Source organism: Pseudomonas sp. JBR1, assembly GCF_028198185.1.
Lineage (GTDB): Bacteria > Pseudomonadota > Gammaproteobacteria > Pseudomonadales > Pseudomonadaceae > Chryseomonas > Chryseomonas oryzihabitans_E.
On the sequence record NZ_CP116340.1, the window covers coordinates 1,343,426 to 1,366,423 of the forward strand.

At 63.9% G+C, this 22,998-nt stretch carries 18 protein-coding genes and 1 pseudogene; 9 read left to right on the forward strand and 10 right to left on the reverse strand.

All coding sequences use genetic code 11. The features are described 5' to 3' along the window. Position 1 precedes the first annotated feature (1 nt). Positions 2 to 2,473 (reverse strand): YbcC family protein, encoded by a 2,472-nt coding sequence (locus PJ259_RS06405; RefSeq protein WP_271655171.1) that lies wholly within the window; start codon positions 2,471 to 2,473, stop codon positions 2 to 4. Further along, positions 2,470 to 3,996, reverse strand: a complete 1,527-nt coding sequence (locus PJ259_RS06410; RefSeq protein ID WP_271655172.1) for an NADH-quinone oxidoreductase subunit L — start codon at positions 3,994 to 3,996, stop codon at positions 2,470 to 2,472. Before PJ259_RS06410 ends, PJ259_RS06405 begins: the two co-directional genes overlap by 4 nt. A 103-nt stretch (positions 3,997 to 4,099) precedes the next feature. Here PJ259_RS06410 and PJ259_RS06415 point away from each other — a divergent pair, with 103 nt between their 5' ends. Beyond that, positions 4,100 to 4,987: a LysR family transcriptional regulator gene (locus PJ259_RS06415; RefSeq protein WP_271655173.1), complete on the forward strand. Its 888-nt coding sequence runs from the start codon at positions 4,100 to 4,102 to the stop codon at positions 4,985 to 4,987. A gap of 158 nt (positions 4,988 to 5,145) precedes the next feature. Here PJ259_RS06415 and PJ259_RS06420 read toward each other — a convergent pair whose 3' ends face one another. The 4 genes from PJ259_RS06420 to PJ259_RS06435 form a co-directional block, all read right to left on the reverse strand. Beyond that, positions 5,146 to 6,474: an MFS transporter gene (locus PJ259_RS06420; RefSeq protein ID WP_271655174.1), complete on the reverse strand. Its 1,329-nt coding sequence runs from the start codon at positions 6,472 to 6,474 to the stop codon at positions 5,146 to 5,148. A gap of 84 nt (positions 6,475 to 6,558) precedes the next feature. Beyond that, on the reverse strand, positions 6,559 to 7,404 hold the full coding sequence (locus PJ259_RS06425; protein WP_271655175.1) for an NAD(P)-dependent oxidoreductase: 846 nt from the start codon (positions 7,402 to 7,404) through the stop codon (positions 6,559 to 6,561). Positions 7,405 to 7,412: 8 nt separating this feature from the next. Further along, positions 7,413 to 8,414, reverse strand: a complete 1,002-nt coding sequence (locus tag PJ259_RS06430; RefSeq protein ID WP_271655176.1) for a transketolase family protein — start codon at positions 8,412 to 8,414, stop codon at positions 7,413 to 7,415. Position 8,415: 1 nt separating this feature from the next. Next, on the reverse strand, positions 8,416 to 9,288 hold the full coding sequence (locus PJ259_RS06435; protein WP_271655177.1) for a transketolase: 873 nt from the start codon (positions 9,286 to 9,288) through the stop codon (positions 8,416 to 8,418). A gap of 126 nt (positions 9,289 to 9,414) precedes the next feature. Here PJ259_RS06435 and PJ259_RS06440 point away from each other — a divergent pair. Beyond that, positions 9,415 to 10,248: pseudogene (locus PJ259_RS06440) on the forward strand (LysR substrate-binding domain-containing protein); the annotation flags it as partial. A 152-nt stretch (positions 10,249 to 10,400) separates the two neighbouring features. Here PJ259_RS06440 and PJ259_RS06445 read toward each other — a convergent pair. Next, the gene (locus PJ259_RS06445; protein WP_271655178.1) at positions 10,401 to 11,270 is read right to left on the reverse strand and encodes an NAD(P)-binding domain-containing protein; all 870 of its coding nucleotides are present in this window, start codon (positions 11,268 to 11,270) and stop codon (positions 10,401 to 10,403) included. A 14-nt stretch (positions 11,271 to 11,284) separates the two neighbouring features. Then, on the reverse strand, positions 11,285 to 11,905 hold the full coding sequence (locus PJ259_RS06450; protein WP_271655179.1) for an RraA family protein: 621 nt from the start codon (positions 11,903 to 11,905) through the stop codon (positions 11,285 to 11,287). A gap of 97 nt (positions 11,906 to 12,002) precedes the next feature. Here PJ259_RS06450 and PJ259_RS06455 point away from each other — a divergent pair, with 97 nt between their 5' ends. After that, the gene (locus PJ259_RS06455) at positions 12,003 to 12,902 is read left to right on the forward strand and encodes a LysR family transcriptional regulator (RefSeq protein WP_059315248.1); all 900 of its coding nucleotides are present in this window, start codon (positions 12,003 to 12,005) and stop codon (positions 12,900 to 12,902) included. 90 nt (positions 12,903 to 12,992) lie between these two features. On the opposite strand, the gene PJ259_RS06460 is transcribed toward PJ259_RS06455, so the two are convergent. Then, positions 12,993 to 14,297 (reverse strand): MFS transporter, encoded by a 1,305-nt coding sequence (locus PJ259_RS06460; RefSeq protein WP_271655180.1) that lies wholly within the window; start codon positions 14,295 to 14,297, stop codon positions 12,993 to 12,995. A gap of 351 nt (positions 14,298 to 14,648) precedes the next feature. On the opposite strand from PJ259_RS06460, the gene PJ259_RS06465 reads away from it, so the two are divergent. From PJ259_RS06465 to PJ259_RS06475, 3 genes are all read left to right on the forward strand, one after another. Next, a complete protein-coding gene (locus PJ259_RS06465; RefSeq protein ID WP_271655181.1) occupies positions 14,649 to 16,664 on the forward strand; it encodes a peptidase U32 family protein in 2,016 nt (671 codons plus the stop codon). A 519-nt stretch (positions 16,665 to 17,183) separates the two neighbouring features. Next, positions 17,184 to 18,329, forward strand: a complete 1,146-nt coding sequence (locus PJ259_RS06470) for a mechanosensitive ion channel family protein (protein ID WP_271655182.1) — start codon at positions 17,184 to 17,186, stop codon at positions 18,327 to 18,329. Positions 18,330 to 18,349: 20 nt separating this feature from the next. After that, positions 18,350 to 19,609 (forward strand): cation:proton antiporter, encoded by a 1,260-nt coding sequence (locus tag PJ259_RS06475; RefSeq protein WP_271655183.1) that lies wholly within the window; start codon positions 18,350 to 18,352, stop codon positions 19,607 to 19,609. Between the two features lie 106 nt (positions 19,610 to 19,715). Here PJ259_RS06475 and PJ259_RS06480 read toward each other — a convergent pair whose 3' ends face one another. Next, positions 19,716 to 20,414 (reverse strand): glutathione S-transferase family protein, encoded by a 699-nt coding sequence (locus tag PJ259_RS06480; protein WP_271655184.1) that lies wholly within the window; start codon positions 20,412 to 20,414, stop codon positions 19,716 to 19,718. A gap of 328 nt (positions 20,415 to 20,742) precedes the next feature. Here PJ259_RS06480 and PJ259_RS06485 point away from each other — a divergent pair, with 328 nt between their 5' ends. The 3 genes from PJ259_RS06485 (at position 20,743) to PJ259_RS06495 (ending at position 22,842) form a co-directional block, all read left to right on the forward strand. Continuing rightward, on the forward strand, positions 20,743 to 21,375 hold the full coding sequence (locus PJ259_RS06485) for a pyridoxamine 5'-phosphate oxidase family protein (RefSeq protein ID WP_271655185.1): 633 nt from the start codon (positions 20,743 to 20,745) through the stop codon (positions 21,373 to 21,375). Between the two features lie 94 nt (positions 21,376 to 21,469). Next, on the forward strand, positions 21,470 to 22,033 hold the full coding sequence (locus PJ259_RS06490) for a DUF1993 domain-containing protein (RefSeq protein ID WP_271655186.1): 564 nt from the start codon (positions 21,470 to 21,472) through the stop codon (positions 22,031 to 22,033). 452 nt (positions 22,034 to 22,485) lie between these two features. Further along, positions 22,486 to 22,842 carry a response regulator gene (locus PJ259_RS06495; RefSeq protein ID WP_271655187.1) on the forward strand — a complete coding sequence of 119 codons (357 nt, stop codon included), beginning with the start codon at positions 22,486 to 22,488 and terminating at the stop codon, positions 22,840 to 22,842. Positions 22,843 to 22,998: the final 156 nt, after the last annotated feature.

Sequence of the window (22,998 nt, forward strand, 5' to 3'; positions counted from 1 at the left end):
CTCAGTGCGCCGGCTGGCTGCCCACCCCGGCCTCTGGCAAGGGCTGCCAGCCCCCCGCCGTGCGCTGCTCCAGGCAGGCCGGCGTTCCATCGAGACGCAGCAGGTACAACCAGCCATTGCGCACCAGATCCCGGACCACCGCGTGCGCCGCGATCACCTGGTCGATCATCGCACGGGGCGCCTCGATCACCACGTGCAGGCGTAGCGGGCGATGCACCCACTGCTGGCCATCGTGCAGCGACTGGCGGGCCAGACCGATACGCAGGTCGCCGCCGTTGCCCTCGAACACCCCGATATGACCGCCGACCACGTTGTGCAGCAGCTTGTTGCCGCTGCCAAAGCGCAGGTTGTCGGTGGTCGAGGTGAAGTACTGCAGGTTGATCCAGTGCGCCACCACCATGGGCGCCGTCATGATCAGCTCCAGTACCCGGCCGTCCCCATCCTGCCGCCAGTCGTAGTCATGCAGGAAGGCACGCCCCTGCAGGTCCACGCCACGGGTGCGGGCACGCGGCGCGGCGATGAAGGCGGCATTGCCGGCCAGGCCCCATTCGGGCCGGGTTTGCGCCCAGTCACGGGCACGCCGCCGCAGCCGCCCGAGCAGCTTGTCCGGCTGCTCACGCAGCGGTGCCAGGCCCAGGGCGGCGGCCCGCTGACGACGCACCTCACGGCTGGCAACGTCCAGTGCCGCTCGCAGACGCTGCCAGCCGGGCTGCAGGGCGGCGGGCAATTCCTCGTGGGCGAAGACCTGCACCTCGTCGGTGGTGGTGTTGTGCAGGCCAGCAAGGACCTGGCAGTGCGGCGGCAGGTCGAGCCCACGTGCGCGCAGTCCCGCGCGGACCTCGCTGTCGTTGAGCAGGCGTGCCAGCAGACGGGCATTGACCTCGCCGCTCTGACCACAGCAGGCGCCGCAGTCGAGGCCGGCCGCCTGGGGGTTGTTCGCGCTCTGGCTGCCGTGTCCGAGCAGTACCAGCAGCGCCGGCATGGGCCCGCTGAGTCCCATGCCCTTGAGGATACGTGCCGCCAGATCGACCTGCTGTTGCACTGCCATGGCAGGCAGCTGGGGGTGCAGGCGTTGCCATTCGCCGCGGCGCCAGGCGCTGCGCTCTGGTTGCGGCACACCCTCACTCAACCCATAGGTCCGTCCCAGCAAGGCGCCGGCGTAGCCCAGGCCGATACTCTCGACCAGGGTGAAGGTGGAAGCCGGCAGCCGCTCGAACAGGCGCCAACCGCCCTGGCGGGCCAGACGATCCTGACGCACAGCGGCCAGTTGCCGATCCTGGACGGCATCGCCACTGCCCTCGCTGACCTGCAGCTGCGGTGCGAGCAGGCCCGGCAACTGCGGGCGCGTGGCGCTGGTGCCCAGGGGGGTGTAGGCGATGGGCAAGCCGAAGAAACCGGCGAAGCCGCTCGTCTCGAGTTCAGGGCACGCCTGCTCCAGGGCGCGCCTCAGCGGTTCGGAGCGCACGTCGATGCAAAAGAACAGCTTGGCCAGCGGTGCCTGGGGCAAGGCTGCCGGGGCGCTCTGGCACAGGGCCTGTTGCAATTGCTCCTGCCAGGCCAGCTCATCGGCGCGCTGCCACAGCCGCAGCGCCTGCCAGTTGGCCGATGGGGGTTGCTGCAGCCGGGCCTGCCAGGCCGAGCGCCAGGTTTGCCAGCAGCTATCGGCGTCGCGCCGACGATCATCCACCAGGCATTCCCAGGCAGCGCGGATGGCCAGCAAGTCGAGCAAAGTCTGGTCATCCCCACCCTCCAGCCTGGCCTGCCAGCGCCGGTAAGCACACCACGACGCCCAACCTAGGCTACGCAGCAACAGGCAATCGAACCAGGGCGCCCAGTCTTTCGCCGCCAGGTCCAGTCGCTGCACCGCCGCTTCCAGGACCGCCCGGGGCTCGGCGGGCAACTCGGCGATGCGCTGGTGCAGGTCGCGACAGGCGCTGAGGACGGTCAGGCCGCGGTCGGCCAGCAGGCTGGCGTGCCAGGCCTGATAGAGTCCGGTACTGTTTGCGGGACGCCAGTCCGCTTGCTCGTGATCGAACCAGGCCGCGCAGCTCTGGCCAATCTGTTGGGTGATCAGGGTCGGCCAACCCGGGAGCGAACTGCCTGGCTCGGCGAGATCCTCCAGGAGCGGCAATCCCGGACAGGCCTCTGCGGAGGCATCCAGGGCCTCCAGCAGCCGTGCCGGCTTGCAGGACTCGCCCTGTTCGGCCAATGCCTGTTGCAGATGGCGTTCGGCGATACGGCCGTCTTGCCAGGCCTGGCGATAGTCGGCGGCGCTCAGGGTGAGGCGGCTACCGGCGCGCTGCCAGAGTTGTGCGGCAACGGTCTGCCAGGCCTGATCGCGACGTTCCCATAGCGGGCTGACCGCAATCATTCGGTCCAGCGGCCAGGTCGGCGCAATGCGCGCGCAGGCCTGCCGCGCCACTTCGTGCAGGGCCTGGTATTCGAGGTCGGGCGTGGGTTCGAAGGCAGTCATGGGCGGGCTCCGGAGGGTGCCATAACGGGCTGCGGCGTGCGCGCCGGCCACAGGCGGAAGGTCAGACGGGTGACGTGTTCATCCAGGTAGAAGCCGGCGAAGGCCAGCGGATAGAGTCGCCGGGCCAGGGCGCCATGGGGATGGGCCAGAAGCAGGCCTTGCAGCAGGTAGAGGCCGAGCAGCAACCCCATCGCCAAGCCACTCAATGGCAGCGGTGCCTCGGCAAGGCGCTGGTCGAGCAGCCAGCCGGCCACCTGGTGCCAGAGCAGGTAGGCGCCCAGCAGCAGGCTGAACATGAGCAGCCCATGGACCCGCTGTCCGCGACCCAGACACCAGGGCGCCAGGCCGATAGCCAGGATCGTCAGGGCCACCCAGGGCAGCGCGAGGTCCGGTAGCAGCCAGGCCCAGAGTCCCTTGACCCCTATCAGGGCCAGGACCGCCAGCAGCAGCGCACGCACCAGGCCACCCAACTCGGGGACCGGCGTTGGCGGCTGCAGCGCCCGTTGCCGCGCGTGCGCCACCGTATCCCCGGCCGCCAGGAAGGCATGCGCCTTGTACAGCGAGTGGGCCAGCAGGTGCACCAGGGCCAGCTCGTACAGTCCCAGCCCACATTCCAGCAGCATCAGCCCCATTTGCGCGCAGGTCGACCAGGCGAGGCGGACCTTGATGCTGATCCGCGTCATCATCACCAGCGCCGCGAGGACCGCCGTCAGTCCCCCCACCAGCACCAGCAGGCTCTGCGCCGGCACGGCGACGGAAAACAGCGGCGCGAAGCGCAGCAGCAGGAAGCCACCCAGGTTGACCACCCCGGCATGCAGCAAGGCCGATACCGGCGTCGGGGCTTCCATCACCTGAATCAGCCAGCCATGCACCGGCAACTGGGCCGACTTGAGGATCACCGCCAGGGCCAGCAGCAGCGCCGCTGCCTGGAATTCCCAGCCGAGCTGACCGTTGGCCTGCACCTGGGCGGTCACGGCAGCGAGGATCTTCGTGATCTGGCTGTCACCGCTCGCCTGTACCAACAGCAGGGTCGCCAGCAGCAGGCAGACATCGGCCAGGCGGCTGGCGAGAAATTTCTTGTGGGCGGCCACCACGGCCTGAGGGCGGTCGGGGTAGAAGGTGAGCAACTGATGCAGGCACAGACTGGACAGGATCCAGGCACCGACCAGCAGGTACAGATTGGCGCTGGTCACTACCGTAGCCACCGCCGCGAGGGTGGCAAGCAGCGCAAGCACATACCGCCTTTGCCCTGGTTCACCCTCCAGATAGCGCTGGGAATACTCGATGATCACCAGCGCCAGCAGACTGATCAGCCCCGCCATCGCCAGGCCGAGGCGGTCGTGGTGCTGCCCGGCGAACACGGCCTGCAGCCAGGCGGCGAGGACCAGGAAAAAGCCCAGATAACCCGCCACCCGGGCGGGCCACCAGAAGCGGCGAGGTGAAGTGACCAGGGCCACTGGTAACAGCGCCAGGGCATAGACCCAGGGTAATAGCGGCACCAGGGAAAACAGCGGGCTAGACATCGTGCACACTCCTTGAACACCAGAGGCCACTAGTGTCGGGATGTGTACGAATTATTTAAAATAGATTGATAAGAACCTAACGTTCACTTTTGAAGAACCATCCATGCGCCGACTCAATTTCCATCACCTGCACTACTTCTGGGCCGTGGCCAAGGAAGGCAACCTCACCCGCGCCGCCGAGGCACTGCACGTTTCCCAGTCCGCGCTTTCCACCCAGATCCGTGTCCTGGAGGACCAGCTCGGCCATCCCCTGTTCCTCCGCTCCGGACGCAGCCTGCGGCTGACCGAAGCCGGGCAACTGGTGCTGGACTATGCCGAAACCATCTTCGCCTTGGGCAGCGAATTGCAGAACACCCTGCAGAACGCCCGCCAGACGAATCAGACACTGCGCATCGGCGCCGTGGCGACCCTCTCGCGCAACTTCCAGGAGAACCTGCTACGCCCCTTTCTCGGCCGTGAGGATCTGGTGCTCACCCTGGAATCTGGCGGTGTGGACGCGCTGCTGGAACGCCTGGCCCTGCACAAGCTGGACGTGGTGCTGACCAACCAGGCGGTCAGCGCTGACAGCCAGCGCACCTGGCAATGTCGCCTGCTGCATCGCCAGCCGGTGTGCCTGATCGGCCCGCCTCGCCAGGACACCCGCCCCTTCGACGTGCACCGCGACCTGCAACAGGCGCGGCTGATCGTGCCTGGTCGCAGCAGTGACGTGCGCAGCCAGTTCGAGGTCTATTGCAGCGGCCAGGGGCTGAGCCCGCTGATCTGCGCCGAGGTCGACGACATGGCCATGCTGCGCCTGCTCGCCCGCGACTCCGGCGACATGGCGCTGCTGCCGGCCGTGGTGGTCCAGGACGAGTTGCGCAGTGGTGCGCTGCAGCTATACGCCGAATTGCCGGAGATCGCCGAGTGCTTCTATGCGGTGACGCTGCAGCGGCAGTTTCGGCTGAGTATTCTGGATGAACTGCTCGGTCAGCCTGCTCAAGCGGCGACCTGACCACCAACGTATGACCGCTCTGCCGCGAGGGATGACCTCCCTGGCCCTGCCATTACGGCAGGGCCAAGGCGCTGCATGGCCTGGCAGCGCCAGCTGAGCCGGGCGTAGGCGTCGTGGTGGTCAGCCCAGCCGGCCCGAGGTCACGACCGAAAGCGAACTCAACCCAGCGTGACGGACCGCCGCGCCAGGACGGGCTCGCGCTTGGTACCGGCAACCGCAGGCGCCGTTTCGGGCATCCGCAATGCGCAGAGCGTAGAAATCACCCCGAGCGAGCTGAACAGCAGCGCGGGTCCCATCCACCCCACCACGGCAAACAGCCCGGTCGCGAGGAACGGCAGCAGGCCCGCGATCATGGAGGCACCGTTGTAGCCCAGGGAAATGCCCGAGGTACGCACATTGGGCGGGAACTGCTCGGTGAACCAGCTGGCTTCGACGGCGAAGATCGGATCGTGACTAAGCAGCAGGGACAGCGCCACCGCCACGATGACCATGACGAACACGCCACTGTTGATCAGCAGGAACAGGGGTATGCCGAATGCAATGGTGAACAGCGATCCCAGCAGGAACACCGGCTTGCGCCCGACCCGATCGCTCAGGGCACCAAACAGCAGGTGGCTGAGTAGGCCGAGTGCCGACCCGATCATGGTCCCCCAGAGCACGTTTTCCTTGGTCGCGACGCCCGCCAGCAGGACGTAGGAAAGCATGAAGCTGGTCGCCAGGTAGTAGCCCCCGGTTTCGGCGAGCCGCAGGCCGATGATCTGCAGGATCTTTCTCCAGTCGTTACGGATCACCTCGAGCGCCGGCTGTTTGACCAGGGTGTTTTCCGCCTTCATCTTCTCGAATTCCGGTGATTCGCTGACTCCCATCCGGATGTACATGCCCACGCCGACCATCACCACCGATGCCAGGAAGGGCGCACGCCAGACCCAGTCGCCCTCGAACAGCGCACCGGATGCGAGGAAGGCGCCATTGGCCATCAACAGGCCCAGCGGAATGCCGATCTGCGGAACGGCGCCAAAGAAGCCTCGCCGCTGCGGCGGGGCATGCTCGCAGGCCATCAGCACCGCCCCGCCCCACTCGGCACCGAAGCCGATCCCCTGGATCATCCGGAGCAGGATCAGCAACAACGGCGCGACTACCCCGGCCTGCTCGTAGGTCGGCAAGGCGCCGATCAATACCGTGGCGCCGCCCATGGCGATGAGCGACCAGAGCAGGATGGCCTTGCGCCCGATACGGTCACCGTAGTGGCCGGCAAGATAGCCGCCAAGGGGGCGCATGAAGAAGCCGACCGCCATGGTGGCGAAGGCCGCCAGGATGCCGACGATGGGTTCGGTCGTATGGAAGAACACGCTGCCGAACCAGCCAGCGGCGGCCGTTCCGTAGATGAAGAAATCGTAACTCTCGACCGCCGAGCCGATCATGGAGGCGAAAGAGACTTTTCCGGCATTGTCCCGAGCCGGCATGGCCTTGCTATCTGAAGGATGCATGGATAACTCCGCTACCTATTGTTGTTGTAATGAGGCGGGTATCCGCCTCTGGTGGTGAAGCCGAGAAGCTGTAATCCGTCTTGGCTAGCGCCAGGTCTCGATGACGCGACTGTCGTCCCGCTGGCCGAGCCCCGCCGCAGCCGCCGCCGTGAAACGGGCATGGGCGGTGTCGAGCAGGGGCACCGCGGCCTGACAGGCCTGGGCGGCCTCGGCGACCAGGCCGCTGTCCTTCACGAAGATGTCCACCATGCTGGTGACGCGGGTAGTTGTTCCCTCCAGCATGCGCGGGCCCCGGTCGCTGAGCATCCAGGAACCACCAGCGCCCTTCTCGACCAGCTCCAGAACCTGGGCGGGGTCAAGCCCCAGGGATTGGGCAAGACTCAGCGCCTCGGCGGCGGCTACCAGGTGCACGGAACACAGATGCTGGTTGACCACCTTGATGGCCTGCCCATCGCCCATCTGGACGCCGGCATTCTTGACCTCTCCCATCGCCCGCAGGACGGGTTCGCAATGGGCTACGGCCTCCGCCGAACCCGAAGCGAAGATCAGCAGGCTTCCGGTAAGGGCGCGGGCCACCCCGCCAGTGACTGGCGCATCCACGACACGGATACCCTGCGCCTGAAGGCGATTGGCCTGCTCGCGAACGGATGCCGGCCCCACGGTGCTCATGACAATCCAGTGCTGGCCGGCACGAAGCCCGTCGCACTGGCTGACCAGGGACGCCAACTGCGCCGGCGTCGCCACCATCACCACGACGACGTCGGCATCGATCAACGCCCGCCAATCGGCGACCGCCTCCAAGCCCTCCGCTGCCGCCCGCTCCCGGGACACGTCTGCCAATTCGATGCCGATGACTCGGTGCCCGGCGCGCTGGATCTGTACCGCCATGGGCAACCCGATGGCGCCCAACCCTACGAAAGCTACGTTCATGCTGCCTCCTAACCCAACCAGCCTTGAATGCGGGCGACCATGGCGGCCGTGGAAATACCGTAACGGTCGTGCAGCGTCGGCAAGGCGCCAGCGTCGAGAAACCGATCAGGCAAGGCGATCTGCCGGAATTCAGGATGTACGCGCGCGCGCAGGAGGGTCAGGGCGACCGCCTCGCTCAGCCCGCCCACCGTGCTGTGGTTTTCGGCGACCACCACCAGGCGACCGCTACGGCGGCATTGCTCGATGAGGGTGGCCTCGTCCAGCGGCTTTATCGTCGGCACATGCAGCACCGCGACGTCGGCACTGCCATCGGCCATGGCGTCGGCAACTTCCAGCGCCCGCATGGTCATGATGCCGCTGGAAATGATCAGCACGTCGCGTCCGTCACGCAGCAACTTGGCCTTGCCCAATTCGAACCGGTAGTCGTACTGATCCAGGACCATCGGCACCTTGCCCCGCAGCAGGCGCATGTAGACCGGCCCGTCGTGGGCGGCGATGGCGGCGACCGCCTGGGTGGTATCCAGGGCATCACAGGGGTCGACCACGGTCAGACCGGGTATCGCGCGCATCAGCGCGAGGTCGTCGGTGGCCTGATGGCTGGGGCCGTAGCCGGTGGTGAGGCCTGGCAGGGCTGCGCATATCTTGACGTTCAGGTTCTCTTCGGCGATGACCTGATGGATGAAGTCATACGCCCGTCGGGTGGCGAACACGGCATAGGTCGTGGCGAACGGCACCAGGCCTTCCTTCGCCAGGCCGCCGGCCGCGGCCATCAACAGCTGCTCCGCCATCCCCATCTGCAGGTAACGATCCGGGTACTCCCGGGCGAAGAGATGCAGGTCCGTGTACTTGGAAAGATCCGCAGTCATGCCGACAATGCGCGAATCCCGCGCGGCCGCCGCGATGAGCGCCTGCCCGAAGGGTGCAGCCTCGGTACGCTGCCCTTCACTGGCAATCGAGGCGATCATGGCCGAGGTCGTGAGGCGCGGCTTTTTCAAGGTGTCGACACTCATGTCACTGCGCCTCCCGCTGATAGTTGCCATCGAGCACGTCGAGCGCCTGTTGCCATTCATGGGGCTCGACGCGGATGAAGTGGTTCTTCTCCCGGGCTTCGAGAAAGTCCACGCCCTTGCCCATCAGGGTGTCGAACAGGATGACCCGCGGCTTGGGCTCGGGTAGCGCCATCGCGGTATCGAACGCCGCGAGCACGGCGGCCAGGTCATTGCCGTCCACGCGCTGTACGTGCCAACCGAACGCCTGCCATTTATCAACCAGGGGCTCGAAGCCAAGGATGTCGTTGGAATCGCCATCGGCCTGCTGCTTGTTCAGGTCCACCAATGCGATGAGATTGGTCAACTTGTGGTGCGCGGCCGACATCGCGGCCTCCCAGGTCGCCCCTTCGTCCAGCTCGCCATCGGACATGGAGTTGAAGACCCACGCCGGGTTGCTCTTGAGCCGTAGTCCGAGCGCCATGCCCACACCGATGGCGAGCCCTTGGCCAAGCGATCCACCGGAGATCTCCATTCCCGGCGTGTAGGTGGCCATTCCCGACATCGGCAGCCGACTGTCATCCGCGCCATAGCTCTCCAGCTCGCTCTCGGGAATCACCTGCGCCTCCAGTAGCGCGGCGTAGAGCGCTATCGCGTAATGGCCATGGGAGAGCAGAAACCGATCCCGGCCATCCCACTCGGGATCGCCAGGGTCGAGATTCATGGCGTGGCAATAGGCGACGGCCAGGACATCGGCCCAACCGAGGGCCTGGCCTACATAGCCCTGGCCTTGGACCTCACCCATGCGCAGGGCAAAGCGGCGGATTCGCCAGGCGTGATAGGCCAGGCGGTCGAGTGGTTCCACCGCCGGAGCAGCGGCCACGGAATTTATTGTCATTATGAATTCCTCGATGTGCAGGCCTGCTCAGGACAGGTGCTTCAAATTCATCCAAGGCACAGTGAGCGGCCTGGAAACCACGCTACCATCGGGAAAACAAGGCGGACAAAGGAGTTTTTAACAGCAATGGATGAATCCAATTCACGTATCAACCTGCTCAGGCGTGTGCCCCTGACCACCCTCAAGGTCTTCGAGGCTGCCGGCAGAACCGAATCCTTTGCCCTGGCCTCCCAGGAACTCGGCATTACCTCCAGTGCGGTCAGCCACTCCATTCGCAAGCTCGAAGAATCCATCGAGCTCGTCCTGTTCGAGCGCAGCACACGCGAGGTTCGCATCACCAGCAAAGGCCGCCTTTTGCTCGAGCACGTTCAGCGTGGACTGGGCGAGATGCACAGAGGGCTCTCACTCATCCAGGCGAGCGAACCGCCCCCGCTCCGCCTGCACACCGCCCCCAGCTTCGCGACGCAGTGGCTCTTGCCTAGGCTTCCGGATTTCGTGAAGAAGCATCCCCACATCGATCTGCGCTTCTCCGCGAGCACGGACTATGCGCGGTTCGAGAACGACGATTTCGATCTCGACATCGTCTACGGCGAACTCCGCCAGGACTTCTGCGAACACGTCCCGCTGGCCGTCGAGCATCTCACCCCCCTTTGCTCCCCCGCGCTGGCCAAGGCCATCAAGACGCCACAGGATCTGCACCAGCACACGCTGATCCAGTGCGATGTGCAGATGCTGCAATGGAAGGGCTGGTTCGAAGCCAATCACCTGCTGCCAGTGCATCACTACTCCCTGCGCTTCGACCGCAGCGCCATGGCCATCGCCGCTGCGGTCAATGGTATGGGGGTAGTCCTAGAGTCCACGCTTCTGGCTGAAAGGGAACTGCAGGAAGGCCGCCTGGTGGCCCCCCTGCGCAGCCTGACCCACGACATCCAGTACGTCGGCCACTTTCTCGCCTATCCCAAAAGCCGCACTCGCAACGAAGCGGCAGAGGTGTTCAAGAAATGGCTACTGGACGAACTTGGGCGTTCGTTAGCACGGCGGCAGGCGGCGCGGTTAGGTGAGCGAGAGCGCCGAGCGGGCGATCTTCGCTCGGCGTTGCGTCGAATGCTTCCCTACCTGACGACCCCATTCGCCTTGAACAGCCAGTCGAAGGCCTGGTCAAGGGTGGGCGAAGCCGTTTCGAGAGGTTCCTTCGCCAGCTGGTCGGAGGTGCGCGCGAACACCTCCCTGACCCCCGGCAACACCGCGACCGGCATCTCGGCCACCCGCAGTTGGCGCTCGGCCTCTTCGACTTCCTTGAGACGACGCGGAGCATGCACGACATGCGTTCTGATCAGGGCGCCGAGGAAGTCTCTGAGCGACGCCTGGTCGATGTCGCTCAGGGCATCGTGGAGCTGTTCCGTGATGCCCTGCTTTTCCGCCGCCATGAAGCACTCGATGGTCAGGGCCTCCAGCCCCTTGGTGAAGACGCTGCGCAGGATCTTCAAGGCGGCGGCATCGCCTGCAGCGCCCCCCTCGACCGGTTTGAGCGGTGCGCCGGCTTCGGCGAAAAGGGCAACCGCGCGCTCCAGGCCAATGCCCGCGCCCAGCAGATTGGTCCTGGCCTGTGTCAGCGCGATGGCACCCAGGATCGCCACGTCCACGTAGGGTATCGCGCGCTCGGCCGCGATGGCCGCAGCCTGCCTGATCTGCTGCGGATCCGCGGTGGTCATGTCGATGAACAGCGCACCCGCCTGCATAGGGGCGAGCGCCTGTTCGGCGACCTGAAGCGAGACGGTACCGAAGACGCAAGAGACGACGATGTCGCAGTCGGATACCGCCTCCTCTATCGAGGTGAAGAGGGCCAGGCCATGCTCTTTGGCAAAATCCTGGGCTCTGGGTGACGGCTTGAGATCACACAATATGAGCTCGTGACCCGCTGCCACCCAAGGGTTCGCATAGGTGAGGCCTACTTCGCCTGCGCCGATAATCGCTATCTTCATTTGCTATTCCGTAATCAATGGGCCGCGTAGGCGCCCCGGTAGGTTCCAGCGGCAATTTGCGCCAGCATGTCCGCTTCCTTGCGTTCGGTCGCCAGGCACCGATCGAGCAGCTCAGCGGCCTGGGCGATGGGAAAGGCGACGATGCCGTCATGGTCGCCCACGACGAGGTCACCCGGGGAGACGATCATGTCGCCAATGCTCACCGGCACATTGATCTCGCCAGGGCCGTTCTTGTAGGGGCCACGGTGGTAGCCGCCGCGGGCGAAGATGGGAAAGCTGCCTTTGCTGATCGTCGCCAGGTCGCGAATCGCCCCGTCGACCACCACTCCCGCGGCACCGCGCTTTTCCGCGATAGCCGCCATGATGTCTCCCATCAGGGCGCGACTCAGGTCTCCACCGCCATCGACCACCAGCACCTGACCAGGCACGAGGAGTTCCAGCGCCTGGTGGATGGCGCGGTTGTCGCCGGCGGGTACTTTGACGGTGAGCGCAAGGCCGGCCATGGTGCCTTTGATACGGTGAAAGGGCCGCAACGGGGCGCCAGGAAGCCGATCGAGACAATCGCTGATGATCGAGGTGGAGGTGCGGGCGAAGGCTTCGACCAGCGCGGTTGGACTGGAAGCGATGACGGTCATGGGGGCTCCTCTTGTTGGATTACGTCGAGGATAGGCCTGTAGCCAAATAGAAAAAGCGATATTAAGGTATGGTCATTCATGCCTTAAAGGAATGCTAATGGTCACGCTTCGGCAATTGCTGGCACTGCACTGGATCGAACGCCTGGGTACGTTCGAAAGGGCCGCCGAGCACCTCAACACAACCCAATCGGCCATCTCGAAACGGGTGCAGGAGCTGGAGTCCTCCACCGGCCTGCAGCTGTTCGATCGCTCGCAGCGGGGTGCCCGTTTCACCGCCGAGGGTGAGGAGCTTCTGGTCATTGCGCGGGAGATGCTCGATCTGAGCGAGCGCATCAGCTCGCTCAAGGACGGCAAGCACGTCACCACGCGCCGGCTGCGGCTCGGCGTCACGGAGCTCACCGCCTGGACCTGGCTACCTCGGCTGGTCACGCGCCTGGTCGAGGATTTTCCCGGGCTTACCGTGGAGCCTGAGGTCGACATGAGTCGCAACCTCCATGAACGCCTGATGGACGACCTGGTCGACCTCATCGTGATCCCGGATACCTTCACGGCACCCGAGGTCACCAGCGTGCCGCTGGCGACGGTGGAGAATGCCTGGATGGCGGCTCCGGGGCTGGTCCGCAGTTCAGGGGTGGTGAGCCTGGCTGAGCTGGCCAGGTATCCCATGCTGATGCAGGGCAAGAAGTCTGGATCGGGGCTGTTCGTGAATCGCTGGCTGCATGCACGGGGCATCGAGCTGCCCAGGATTCTCTCCTCCGACAGCCTCACCGCCATGCTTGGACTGGCCTCGGCGGGCCTGGGCGTCACCTATCTGCCACGCGAGTGCTTCCGGCCGCTGGTCGACGAAGGAAAACTCGCCATCGTCGAGACCGATCCCGAACTGCCTCCGGTCCCTTACATGGCGATGTATCGCAATGATCGGCCTTCGACCTTCGTGGCCGAGATCGCGACCTTGGCTACGCAGCTCTGCGACTTCACCAAACAGTTGCAGCGTTAGCCCTGTACCGCCTGGCGGCCCTGCCGTCACGGGAACGGTGGCGTGGTCGGTGGGACCGATCACGCTGCGGACGCAACCAGGCCCTTCAGGCTAGGCAGCAGCGGCTTCGGCGGGCGCGGTAGCCGGCTCGGAAATGGTCAGCACGAAGGCCAGGGCCGCCAGGGAGCAGACACCGAGGAAGATGAACACCGCCGTCCAGCTATAGCTGTCCAACAGAAAACCGGTGATCAGCGGCGCCATGGCCCCGCCCGCCTGGCCGGCGCTGTTGACGACCGACGCGGCGACCGGATAGGTCTTGCGAGTCGTCAGACTCATCGAATAGACCGAAAACGACGAGTAGCCGATGTTGAGCAGAAAGCCGGTACCGAAGAGCAACAGACTGACCGCGAGCAGGCCGTTGGGCGCATAGACCAAGGCGATCATCATCAGGCAGGTGGCGACGGCGCTGATCATCATCGTGGGTTTGCGGCGACGGTCCAGGATCCGGTCCGATAGCCAGCCGCCGACAATGTTGCCCAGCACGCCACCGACAAAGGGCAGCGCAGCCACGAAGCCCACCTGCATCAGCTCGAAGTGCTTCACCTCGCCCAGGTATTTGGGAAGCCAGGCCAGCAGCACGTTCACCACACCGGTCATGAGCAGATAGCCCAGACCGCAGCCCCACACGTTCCAGGATCTGAAGACGGATCGGGACGTCTCCAGGGTGGGCGTACGCTCATAACGCAGAACCCGGTCGAAGGTGCCGAAGTCCTTGTGTATGCGGACCGCGCCATTCTGCATGGTCGTCTGATCCTCGATATGTTCAGCCTCGGCGTCGCTCACCCGCTTGCAGGTCCGCGGATCGTTCGGGACCAGCCACCACCACAACAGCGCCAGCAGTACCCCAGGAACGGCGAAGGCGATGAACATGGTCCGCCAGCCATCCAGCAGGATCAGCGCAGCGCCTACCGGCGGCGCAATGACCGCCCCCATCTTCGCTGCAGACAAAAAGGCTCCGGTAGCCATGCCCTTCTCCCGCGGCGGAAACCAGCGATTGATGGTACTCAGCATGGAGAGCGGCAAGGCAGCCTCCGCCACGCCCAGGGCGGAGCGATAGAGCTTGAGCATGCCGATGCTGTGGGAGGTACCTATCAACAGCGTGACGACCGAGGTGAGCCCGATCGCGGCGGGAGCGACTACACGCACGCTGACTTTGCTGAGCAGAAAGCCGGCGGGTATCTGGCCAAGGGAATAGAACAGGAAGAAGGCGCTGACCAGCAGCCCTACCTCGGCATTGGTCGCACCGAACTCCTTCTGGATATAGGGCAACGCGATGCCGATATTGGCCCGATCGGCCGCCGCGAGCATGTACACGACCACGATGACCGCCAGCACCACCCAGCGATAGCGGGTCATGGACGCGGTCTTCCCAACCGCCCGCTCCGCTGCGCCAGGCGCTGCCTTCGAAGCCAAAGATTCGCTCATGGGTCCTCCAGTTTTTTATGCTTATCAGGAATAGAGGACGTTGTACGGCGGTCTTGTAGGTGAAAAAAGCGATAAATAGGCACATAGAACCATTCCTCTATGGAATGCTCACGGCGCAGGCTGTGCTATTTGTCAGTACTGAAATAACTCCCAGGCGCCACCTTTACCGGCGAACACCCAAGGTTCCAGGATCAACCACCCAGCACCCCAGAGGTGCCCTCCTCCCCCTCGCCCGCTACAATGCGCGCCTTGTCGTGCCACGCCTGATCGAGAAGACCCGCCATGTCCCTGCCCAAGCACCATCTGGAATTGCTCAGCCCTGCCCGCGATGTCGGTATCGCACGGGAGGCCATCCTGCATGGGGCCGATGCCATCTACATCGGCGGGCCGAGCTTTGGTGCACGGCACAATGCCTGCAACGAGGTCAGCGAAATCGCCGAACTGGTGAAATTCGCCCGGCGCTATCACGCGCGGGTGTTCACCACCATCAACACCATCCTGCATGACGACGAGCTGGAGCCGGCCCGCAAGCTGATCCACCAGCTGTACGACGCGGGGGTGGATGCGCTGATCGTGCAGGACCTGGGCGTGCTGGAGCTGGACATCCCGCCGATCGAGCTGCATGCCAGTACCCAGACCGACATCCGCACCCTGGCACGGGCCAGGTTTCTCGACCAGGCCGGCTTCTCCCAGCTGGTACTGGCGCGCGAGCTGAATCTGCAGGAGATCTCGGCCATCGCCGCCGAGACCGACGCCGCCATCGAATTCTTCATCCATGGCGCCCTGTGCGTGGCCTTCTCCGGCCAGTGCAACATCTCCCACGCCCAGACTGGGCGCAGCGCCAACCGTGGCGACTGCTCCCAGGCCTGCCGCCTGCCCTACACCTTGAAGGATGACCAGGGCCGGGTAGTGGCCTTCGAGAAGCACCTGCTGTCGATGAAGGACAACAACCAGAGCGCCAACCTGCGCGCCCTGGTAGAGGCTGGCGTGCGCTCCTTCAAGATCGAGGGGCGCTACAAGGACATGGGCTACGTGAAGAACATCACCGCCTACTACCGGCAGCTGCTCGACGAGATCCTGGAAGACCGCACCGACCTGGCCCGCGCCTCCAGCGGCCGCACCGCGCACTTCTTCGTGCCCGATCCGGACAAGACCTTCCACCGCGGCAGCACCGACTACTTCGTCACCGACCGCAAGGTGGACATCGGCGCCTTCGACTCGCCGACCTTTACCGGTCTGCCGGTGGGTCAGGTGGAGAAGGTCAACAAGCGCGACTTCATCGCCGTGACCGAGGAGCCCCTGTCCAACGGCGACGGCCTCAATGTGCTGGTCAAGCGCGAGGTGGTGGGCTTTCGCGCCAATGTCGCAGAGCTGAAGAGCGAATTCGAGGAAGACGGTGCGAAGCGCTACCGCTATCGCGTCGAACCCAACGAGATGCCGGAAGGGCTGTATCGCCTGCGCCCGAACCACCCGCTGTCACGCAACCTCGATCACAACTGGCAGCAGGCCCTGCTCAAGACCAGCGCCGAGCGCCGCATCGGTGTGCGCTGGCAGGTCGAGCTGCGCGAGCAACGGCTGCAGCTGACCGCCACCAGTGAGGAAGGCGTCAGCGCCACCGTCGCTCTGGACGGCCCCTTCGGCGTGGCCAACAAGCCGGAACAGGCGCTGGACGGCCTGCGCGACCTGCTGACCCAGCTGGGTACCACCGAGTACCATGCCCTGGACGTGACGCTGGATGCACCCCAGGCCTTTTTCGTACCCAATTCGCAACTCAAGGCGCTGCGCCGCGAGGCCATCGAACAGCTGACCGCCGCGCGCGTCGCCGCCCATCCGCGTGGACGGCGCAAGGCCGAGACCAGCCCGCCGCCGGTGTACCCCGAGTCGCACCTGTCGTTTCTCTACAACGTCTACAACCAGAAGGCCCGCGACTTCTACCACCGCCATGGCGTGCAACTGATCGACGCGGCCTACGAGGCCCACGAGGAGCCTGGCGAGGTGCCGGTGATGATCACCAAGCACTGCCTGCGCTTCTCCTTCAACCTCTGCCCCAAGCAGGCCAAGGGCGTCACTGGCGTGCGCACCAAGGTCGCGCCGATGCAGCTGGTCCACGGTGATGAGGTGCTGACCCTGAAGTTCGACTGCAAGCCCTGCGAGATGCACGTGGTGGGCAAGATGAAGGGCCATATCCTCGACCTGCCGCTGCCCGGCAGCCAGGCCGCCGCCAAGGCGGTCGCCAGCATCAGTCCGGAAGACTTGCTCAAGACCATCCGCCACAAGCCGACCGGCTATAGCCACTGATCCCACGTGGGCTTACCAGGATCTGATCCGGACTGACGTCCCCCACGCCAGCTGATCGATTCGCGAGCCCGCCTGGTCGCCGTGACCTTGGCAGGCTGGCGAAACCTCCGCTGCCTTCCTTACCTCCTCCCTATCGGCGCACGGCCATCCCGGCCGGCGCTGCTGTGCGCTCATCACCCTGCGCTCGAGTGTCGGACCGCCCTATCGAGGGTGGACGACCCCTTCTATTTAGCCAGTCCGGACCCCCACCAGAACGCCCAGGCCAAAGGCGCTCACTATTGATCACGGCTGCTTTGCCACTGGTTGCATGCGCCAAAAAGCGAAAAAAAATGGCACGGCACCGGCTCAATGGACTCAAACCCGGCTGATGCGATCCGCAGGTTCCTGATTGAACGGCGAACTGGCGGACTGCGTCCTGTGTTCCAGTTGGCCAAGAGAGCGCTGGATAAAACGAGTCGCGACAACGCCTGACCGGGCTGGTCGTGATTATTTTTAAATCAGCTAGAAGACCCCTGCTTTATGGATCTAGGATTTTTCAACGTCATGCTATCGACCAGTCTGCTCGGCATCTCGCTGGCCAACTGGTTCGCCATGCTGTGCACCATCCTGCTCAGCTTCACCCTCGCCCGAACCGTAATCGGCTTCGTCCTGAGAAACCTGCGGTCCCGCGCAGAGAAACCGGGTGCCCATGTCAGCCATATCGCCATTCAGGTCTTGTCCAGCACCAGCAATACGCTGTTGCTGCTGGCCGCCATTCTGATCGGCGTAGGGATACTGGACTTGCCCGAACGCTGGCTGACCCGGGTCAGCAGCCTCTGGTTCGTGGTGGCGGCGCTGCAGGTCGGGCTATGGGCCAACCGGGCGGTGGCCTTGGCGGTGCACCACTACTTCGTCAAGCATAGCCAGGCGGACGTCTACCAGGGCAGCGCCCTGGCCACCTTGTCGCTCTGGGGGGCCAAGGTGTTGCTCTGGGCCGTGGTCGGCCTGGCCATGCTGTCCAACCTCGGGGTGAACATCACTGCCTTCGTCGCCAGCCTTGGCGTCGGCGGCATCGCCATCGCCCTGGCCGTGCAGAACATCCTGGGCGATGTGTTCGCGTCCCTCTCCATTGCGGTGGACAAACCCTTCGAGGTCGGTGACTTCATCGTCGTGGGCTCCCTGGCGGGCACGGTCGAACACGTAGGCCTCAAGACCACCCGGATCAGAAGTCTGGGCGGCGAGCAGATCGTCATGGCGAACGCCGAGATGATCGGCAGCACCATCCAGAATTACAAGAAGCTGCAAGAGCGCCGTATCGTCTTCAAGTTCGGACTGACCTACGCCTCCCAGCCCAACCAGATCAAACAGGTCACCACGGCCCTGAAGGAGATCATTCAACGGCAGGACAAAACGCGCTTCGACCGCGCCCACTTGCTGACCTTTGGTGACAGTTCGCTGGAATTCGAAGTCGTCTACATCGTGCTGGATGCCAGCTACAACGTGTACATGGACATCCAGCAGGCGATCAATATCGAGATGATGGAAGCCTTCGCCAAGATCGGCGTGCGTTTCGCCCTCTCCAGCCGAAGTCTCTATGTCGAAACCCTGCCCGCGGACTTTCCCCTGGAAAAGGATCGGCAGGATGACACTCAGCGGGATGCCTGGACGCAACACGGCATCCAATAGATCCCCCTCGGAGACGACCCGTGCTGGAACTGGCAGCGATCATTCTCTTCATAACGGCGGTTCTGGCTTTTCTGAACCGTCGTTATGTCGGGCTTCCCTCAGCGATCGGCGTGATGGCCATCGCCCTGGCGCTTTCCCTCGGGTGCATCGGGCTGGACTGGCTCGGGTTTCCTCTGGTTCGCGACTACGAGCAGAACCTGTTGAGCTCCATCGACTTTTCCGAACTGCTGATGCAGGGGATGCTGTCGGTGTTGCTCTTCGCCGGGGCCCTGCATATCGATCTGAGCGAGCTCAGAGCCTTTCGCTGGCAGGTGTCGCTGCTGGCGGTCGTGGGCACGACCGTATCCACCCTGGTGGTCGGATTTGCGCTGTTCTATCTGTTGTCCTTTACCCATGTCTCGCTCTCGCTGATCCACTGCCTGATCTTCGGTGCGCTGATTTCACCGACGGATCCCATCGCCGTCATGGGCATCCTCAAGACGGCCGGAGCGCCCAAGAACACCGAACTGGTCATCGCGGGCGAATCGCTGTTCAACGATGGCGTGGGTGTGGTGCTCTTTTCGGTGCTCCTGGCGACGTTGGTCAACGACGAACCCATCACCGTGATCAGCACCCTGGAGATCTTCGCCCACGAAGCGGGTGGCGGCATCCTGCTGGGGCTGGTCGTGGGCTATCTGGCCTTTGTCATGCTGCGCAGCATCGACAGCTATCCGGAAGAAATCCTGATCACCCTGGCGACTGTCCTGGGCGGCTACACCCTGGCCAATCGCCTGGGCGTATCCGGTCCGCTGGCAATGGTGGTCGCCGGTTTGATCATCGGCAACCATGGCCGGGCGCTGGCGATGTCGGACACCACGCGCAAACGGATCGACGCCTTTTGGGAAGCCCTCGATGAGATCCTCAATGCCGTGCTGTTCGTGCTGATAGGACTGGAAATCATCCTGATCGACCTGGCCCCTCCGCTGCTGCTGGGCGGGGTTATGGTCGCGGTGCTGACGCTACTGGCGCGCCTGGTCACGGTGGGAATCCCCGTGGGGCTGCTGGGCAGGAAATTTCGGCTGGTGCCTGGCTCCTGGCGGATTCTGACCTGGGGTGGCCTGCGCGGTGGGATCTCGGTAGCGCTGGCCCTTTCCCTGCCCATCGGCGGCGAGCGCGACGTGATCCTTACCCTGACGTACGTGGTGGTGATCTGCTCGATATTGGGTCAGGGTCTGACCATCGGCAAGGTTGCGAAAACGGTATGCAATCCTGCCGCGACCCCATCGCAGGAGCGGCACTGACCCACTGCGGAGCACCGTATCCAGCCGCTGGCGGCTCGATACGGGAAAAGACGAGTCGACCCATGCCCACCGGACACCGGTTCAGCATAGGTCGCCCGCTACGTCTTCACGCGGCCTGCGGCGCCTGTCGAGCCAGGCCGTTGTAGGCGTCGAGCATGCGTTCGCACCAGGCCGTGAGGGGATCGTCTTGGGCCAATAGCATTTGGGTGCTGACGACCCGGGCCCACTGGAAGGCGCCGAATACGATGTGATCGGCGTAGGCCGGCGCGTCACCCGCCAAATAATCCTGTTGGGCCAGGGTGCTACGCAACGGCTTCAGGATCGCCCGAAAGGCCTGCAGCGATGACTCGCGCTGGCTAGCCAGCTCATCCAGGGATACCCCGAACGCGGCTTCGCGGGTCTGCTTGAAATAGTCCTTGTCGGCTTCGTCCAGCACGGCATGGACATCGGGCAGGATCAACCGGGCGAGTGCCGGATGCACGCTGTCCGCCACCCATTGACTGACGAAGCGCGTCAGCGCCTTGAGCGAAGCGTCGCCCAGCAGCGAGGGCCGATCAGGGTACTGGTGATCCAGATACTCGGCGATGGCCCAGCTGTCGCTCACGCAGTGCTCGCCGTCGACCAGCACAGGCACCTTGCCCTGCCCGGAGAAGGCAATGGCCTCCTTCTCGTGGAAGCGCCAGGCGACGGTTTCGACCGGTAGGCCCTTGTGAGCCAGCGCCAGGCGCACGCGCCAGCAATAGGGGCTGAAGCGGCAGCTGTCGTCGGCACCAGCCAATTCGTACAGGCGTAGCGGAGTGGTCATTGGGGATTCTCTCTTTAGTCGGCCATTGGACGTGTTCCAGGCGATAGCCGTTGTACGCCGGGTCTCTTGAGACAGCGACAACGGTCCATCAGCACCGAATCGACTGCCTTTCTTCAGCTCGCATTGACCTAGCCATCAGCTGAAGGCGCTACCCGCTTCCTATCGAATGGTAACTTTGCTGACGAACGAAGCCGGCCAGGCGGATGAGGCAGGAGCGTGTCCTCCGCCGGGCGAAGGCCCCATGGACATCGGCTACAGTTCACCAAGAACCTTTATCCGCTGCGAAAGCCGTGGGCTAGCGCAAACCACCTAGAGCAAGGAGCTGGGCATGGCGCAGAACGACGACAATCAGGACTACATCACCACGATCCAGGCATTGGAAAGCCTCTATGGCCAGATCGCGGCGCCGTCGATTCTCAAGGAAGTCGATCATATCCACCCGGTCTATCGCCCCTTCATAGAGGCAGCATCTTTCGTCATCCTGGCGTCTTCAGGGCCCGAGGGACTCGATGCCTCGCCACGAGGCGACGCACCGGGTTTCGTCCATGTCCACGATTCGAAAACCCTTTACCTGCCAGATCGCCGTGGCAACAACCGCCTGGATACACTGCGCAATATCCTCCAGGATCCTCAGGTAGCCCTGCTGTTCCTCATTCCCGGCATCGGCGAAACCCTGCGCATCAACGGCACCGCCCGGATAGCGGTCGATACGGCGCTGCTGGCGCGTTTCGAGGTCAACGGCCAGCGTCCCCGCACCGTTCTGGAAGTCACGGTCTCCAGCGTCTACTTCCAATGCAGCCGCGCGGTCATCAGGGCCGGCCTGTGGGATGCGTCCAAACACTTGGGGCGCAGTGCGCTGCCTACTCCTGGCGCGATTCTAAAAAGCCTCTGCCCCGAGAAGGTGGATGGAGACGCCTACGATCAAGCCCTGCCACAGCGTATCGCCAGTACGCTCTACTAGTGCGTGCTGGTAGACCAGGTCTGTTTGCCACCGCCCTCTCAGCTCACGCGCCGAGTGCCCTCGTCTCCCTGCGACAACCCTCAAGGACCTCACCATGAACTTCACGGATATCCTCGTCCCCACCTACGTGAACATGCTCCAGGCCTTGTCGGCCTGGCTCGACAAGGCGGAGGTCCAGCGGCCGGACGGCGACGCCGAAGCCTTGTTGGTCGCACGACTGGCGCCCGATATGTTTCCCCTGGCGACTCAGATTCGCTTCGCCTGCGTCCAGGCCCAGGAAGGCCTGTTGCGCCTATACGGCCAGAGCTTTCCACCCGAGCTGAAAGTTCTGCTCGACGAGGGACGCAATGGGGCGGAACAGCCGGGTACGCTCGCCCAGGCACAGACCCGAATCCAGGAAACCCTGGACAGGGTAAAAACCATTCCGGCCGACGGGTCTCCCCTCACGGAAGGAGCGGCCGTCGCGCACGAACTACCCCAGGGGCTGGTGTTCGATTTCACCGCCGAACAGTTCGTCCGTGACTGGGCGCTGCCGCAGTTCTACTTTCACGTGATGACCGCCTACGCCATCCTGCGGGCCCAGGGTGTGGAGCTGGGCAAGGCCGACTATGTGGCCCATGTGCTGCCCTGCCTACGCTCCGGCGCGCCGTCTGCCTGAGGGCTAGTGGTAAGGCGCCTTGGATGGGGGCGATCAGGACAGGCGTCATTGCTCCGCAATCGCACTGCGCGCCAGGCGCGGGTTATGGAATGACGGATACTTTCACCATTCTACCGACCCGGTAGAGGCTGGGTACCGCGACGCCCGCCCTCAGCCAAGTCAATTGGGCGACAGCAGCGTTAGGGGAACGCCTGGGGTCATCCTCGCGAGGCTTGAAGCGGCTTGATCAATCGAACAAGGACTCGCTAACTGAGTTAGCCTTTTATAAAGCGATTCTTTTCATGGATTGCAGCGACGATAGTTGTTGTGCGGCACAGGCCAGCACCCAGAAAGGGTCTTCTATTACCGACTGTACAAAACATGTACAGGCACCAGCTCGTCGTACAACGTGGAAACAGCAGCCGACATGGCGGTCCCTGTCTAACGACGTCCTACGATAGCCAGGTCCATCCTTGAATCGCCTTGTCCTTATTGCTGAAGATGAAAGGCTACTTGCTGAGATGCTCCGAGACATCTTCGAAGAGCATGAATGCGAAGTATTGGTCTTTAGTACCGCTGATGACGCCTGTCGCTATCTGGAACAGAATCATCCGCCACTGGACCTGCTGTTCACCGATGTAAGGATGCCAGGCTCGAAGACCGGACTTGATCTGGCGCTCAGTGCGCGGCGGCTCCAACCGACGCTACCCATCGTCGTCTCATCCGGGTACTTCGATGGCCCTACCCAGCACCTCTCCGAGATGACCTTGCTGCCCAAGCCCTGGAATCTGGAGCGACTATTGACCGTCTGCTCGTTGAAGCGCAGCTAGCTCGATACTTGCCGGAAAGTTGAGCGGCACCAGTTTTCTATTATAATCCGCGACGTTGAAAAGTCCTTATAGTGCATTCGACCGCTAGAGTCGCCATCCGCCACGCGGCTCTCCACAACGCCACTCTTCGATCTACCAAACCCTTTCTACAGGAGA

Excerpts from the sequence above, each read along its gene's own strand:
- PJ259_RS06405 (WP_271655171.1), bottom strand. The coding sequence starts at position 2,473 with ATGACTGCCTTCGAACCCACGCCCGACCTCGAATACCAGGCCCTGCAC.
- PJ259_RS06410 (WP_271655172.1), bottom strand. The coding sequence starts at position 3,996 with ATGTCTAGCCCGCTGTTTTCCCTGGTGCCGCTATTACCCTGGGTCTAT.
- PJ259_RS06415 (WP_271655173.1), top strand. The coding sequence starts at position 4,100 with ATGCGCCGACTCAATTTCCATCACCTGCACTACTTCTGGGCCGTGGCC.
- PJ259_RS06420 (WP_271655174.1), bottom strand. The coding sequence starts at position 6,474 with ATGCATCCTTCAGATAGCAAGGCCATGCCGGCTCGGGACAATGCCGGA.
- PJ259_RS06425 (WP_271655175.1), bottom strand. The coding sequence starts at position 7,404 with ATGAACGTAGCTTTCGTAGGGTTGGGCGCCATCGGGTTGCCCATGGCG.
- PJ259_RS06430 (WP_271655176.1), bottom strand. The coding sequence starts at position 8,414 with ATGAGTGTCGACACCTTGAAAAAGCCGCGCCTCACGACCTCGGCCATG.
- PJ259_RS06435 (WP_271655177.1), bottom strand. The coding sequence starts at position 9,288 with ATGACAATAAATTCCGTGGCCGCTGCTCCGGCGGTGGAACCACTCGAC.
- PJ259_RS06445 (WP_271655178.1), bottom strand. The coding sequence starts at position 11,270 with ATGAAGATAGCGATTATCGGCGCAGGCGAAGTAGGCCTCACCTATGCG.
- PJ259_RS06450 (WP_271655179.1), bottom strand. The coding sequence starts at position 11,905 with ATGACCGTCATCGCTTCCAGTCCAACCGCGCTGGTCGAAGCCTTCGCC.
- PJ259_RS06455 (WP_059315248.1), top strand. The coding sequence starts at position 12,003 with ATGGTCACGCTTCGGCAATTGCTGGCACTGCACTGGATCGAACGCCTG.
- PJ259_RS06460 (WP_271655180.1), bottom strand. The coding sequence starts at position 14,297 with ATGACCCGCTATCGCTGGGTGGTGCTGGCGGTCATCGTGGTCGTGTAC.
- PJ259_RS06465 (WP_271655181.1), top strand. The coding sequence starts at position 14,649 with ATGTCCCTGCCCAAGCACCATCTGGAATTGCTCAGCCCTGCCCGCGAT.
- PJ259_RS06470 (WP_271655182.1), top strand. The coding sequence starts at position 17,184 with ATGGATCTAGGATTTTTCAACGTCATGCTATCGACCAGTCTGCTCGGC.
- PJ259_RS06480 (WP_271655184.1), bottom strand. The coding sequence starts at position 20,414 with ATGACCACTCCGCTACGCCTGTACGAATTGGCTGGTGCCGACGACAGC.
- PJ259_RS06485 (WP_271655185.1), top strand. The coding sequence starts at position 20,743 with ATGGCGCAGAACGACGACAATCAGGACTACATCACCACGATCCAGGCA.
- PJ259_RS06490 (WP_271655186.1), top strand. The coding sequence starts at position 21,470 with ATGAACTTCACGGATATCCTCGTCCCCACCTACGTGAACATGCTCCAG.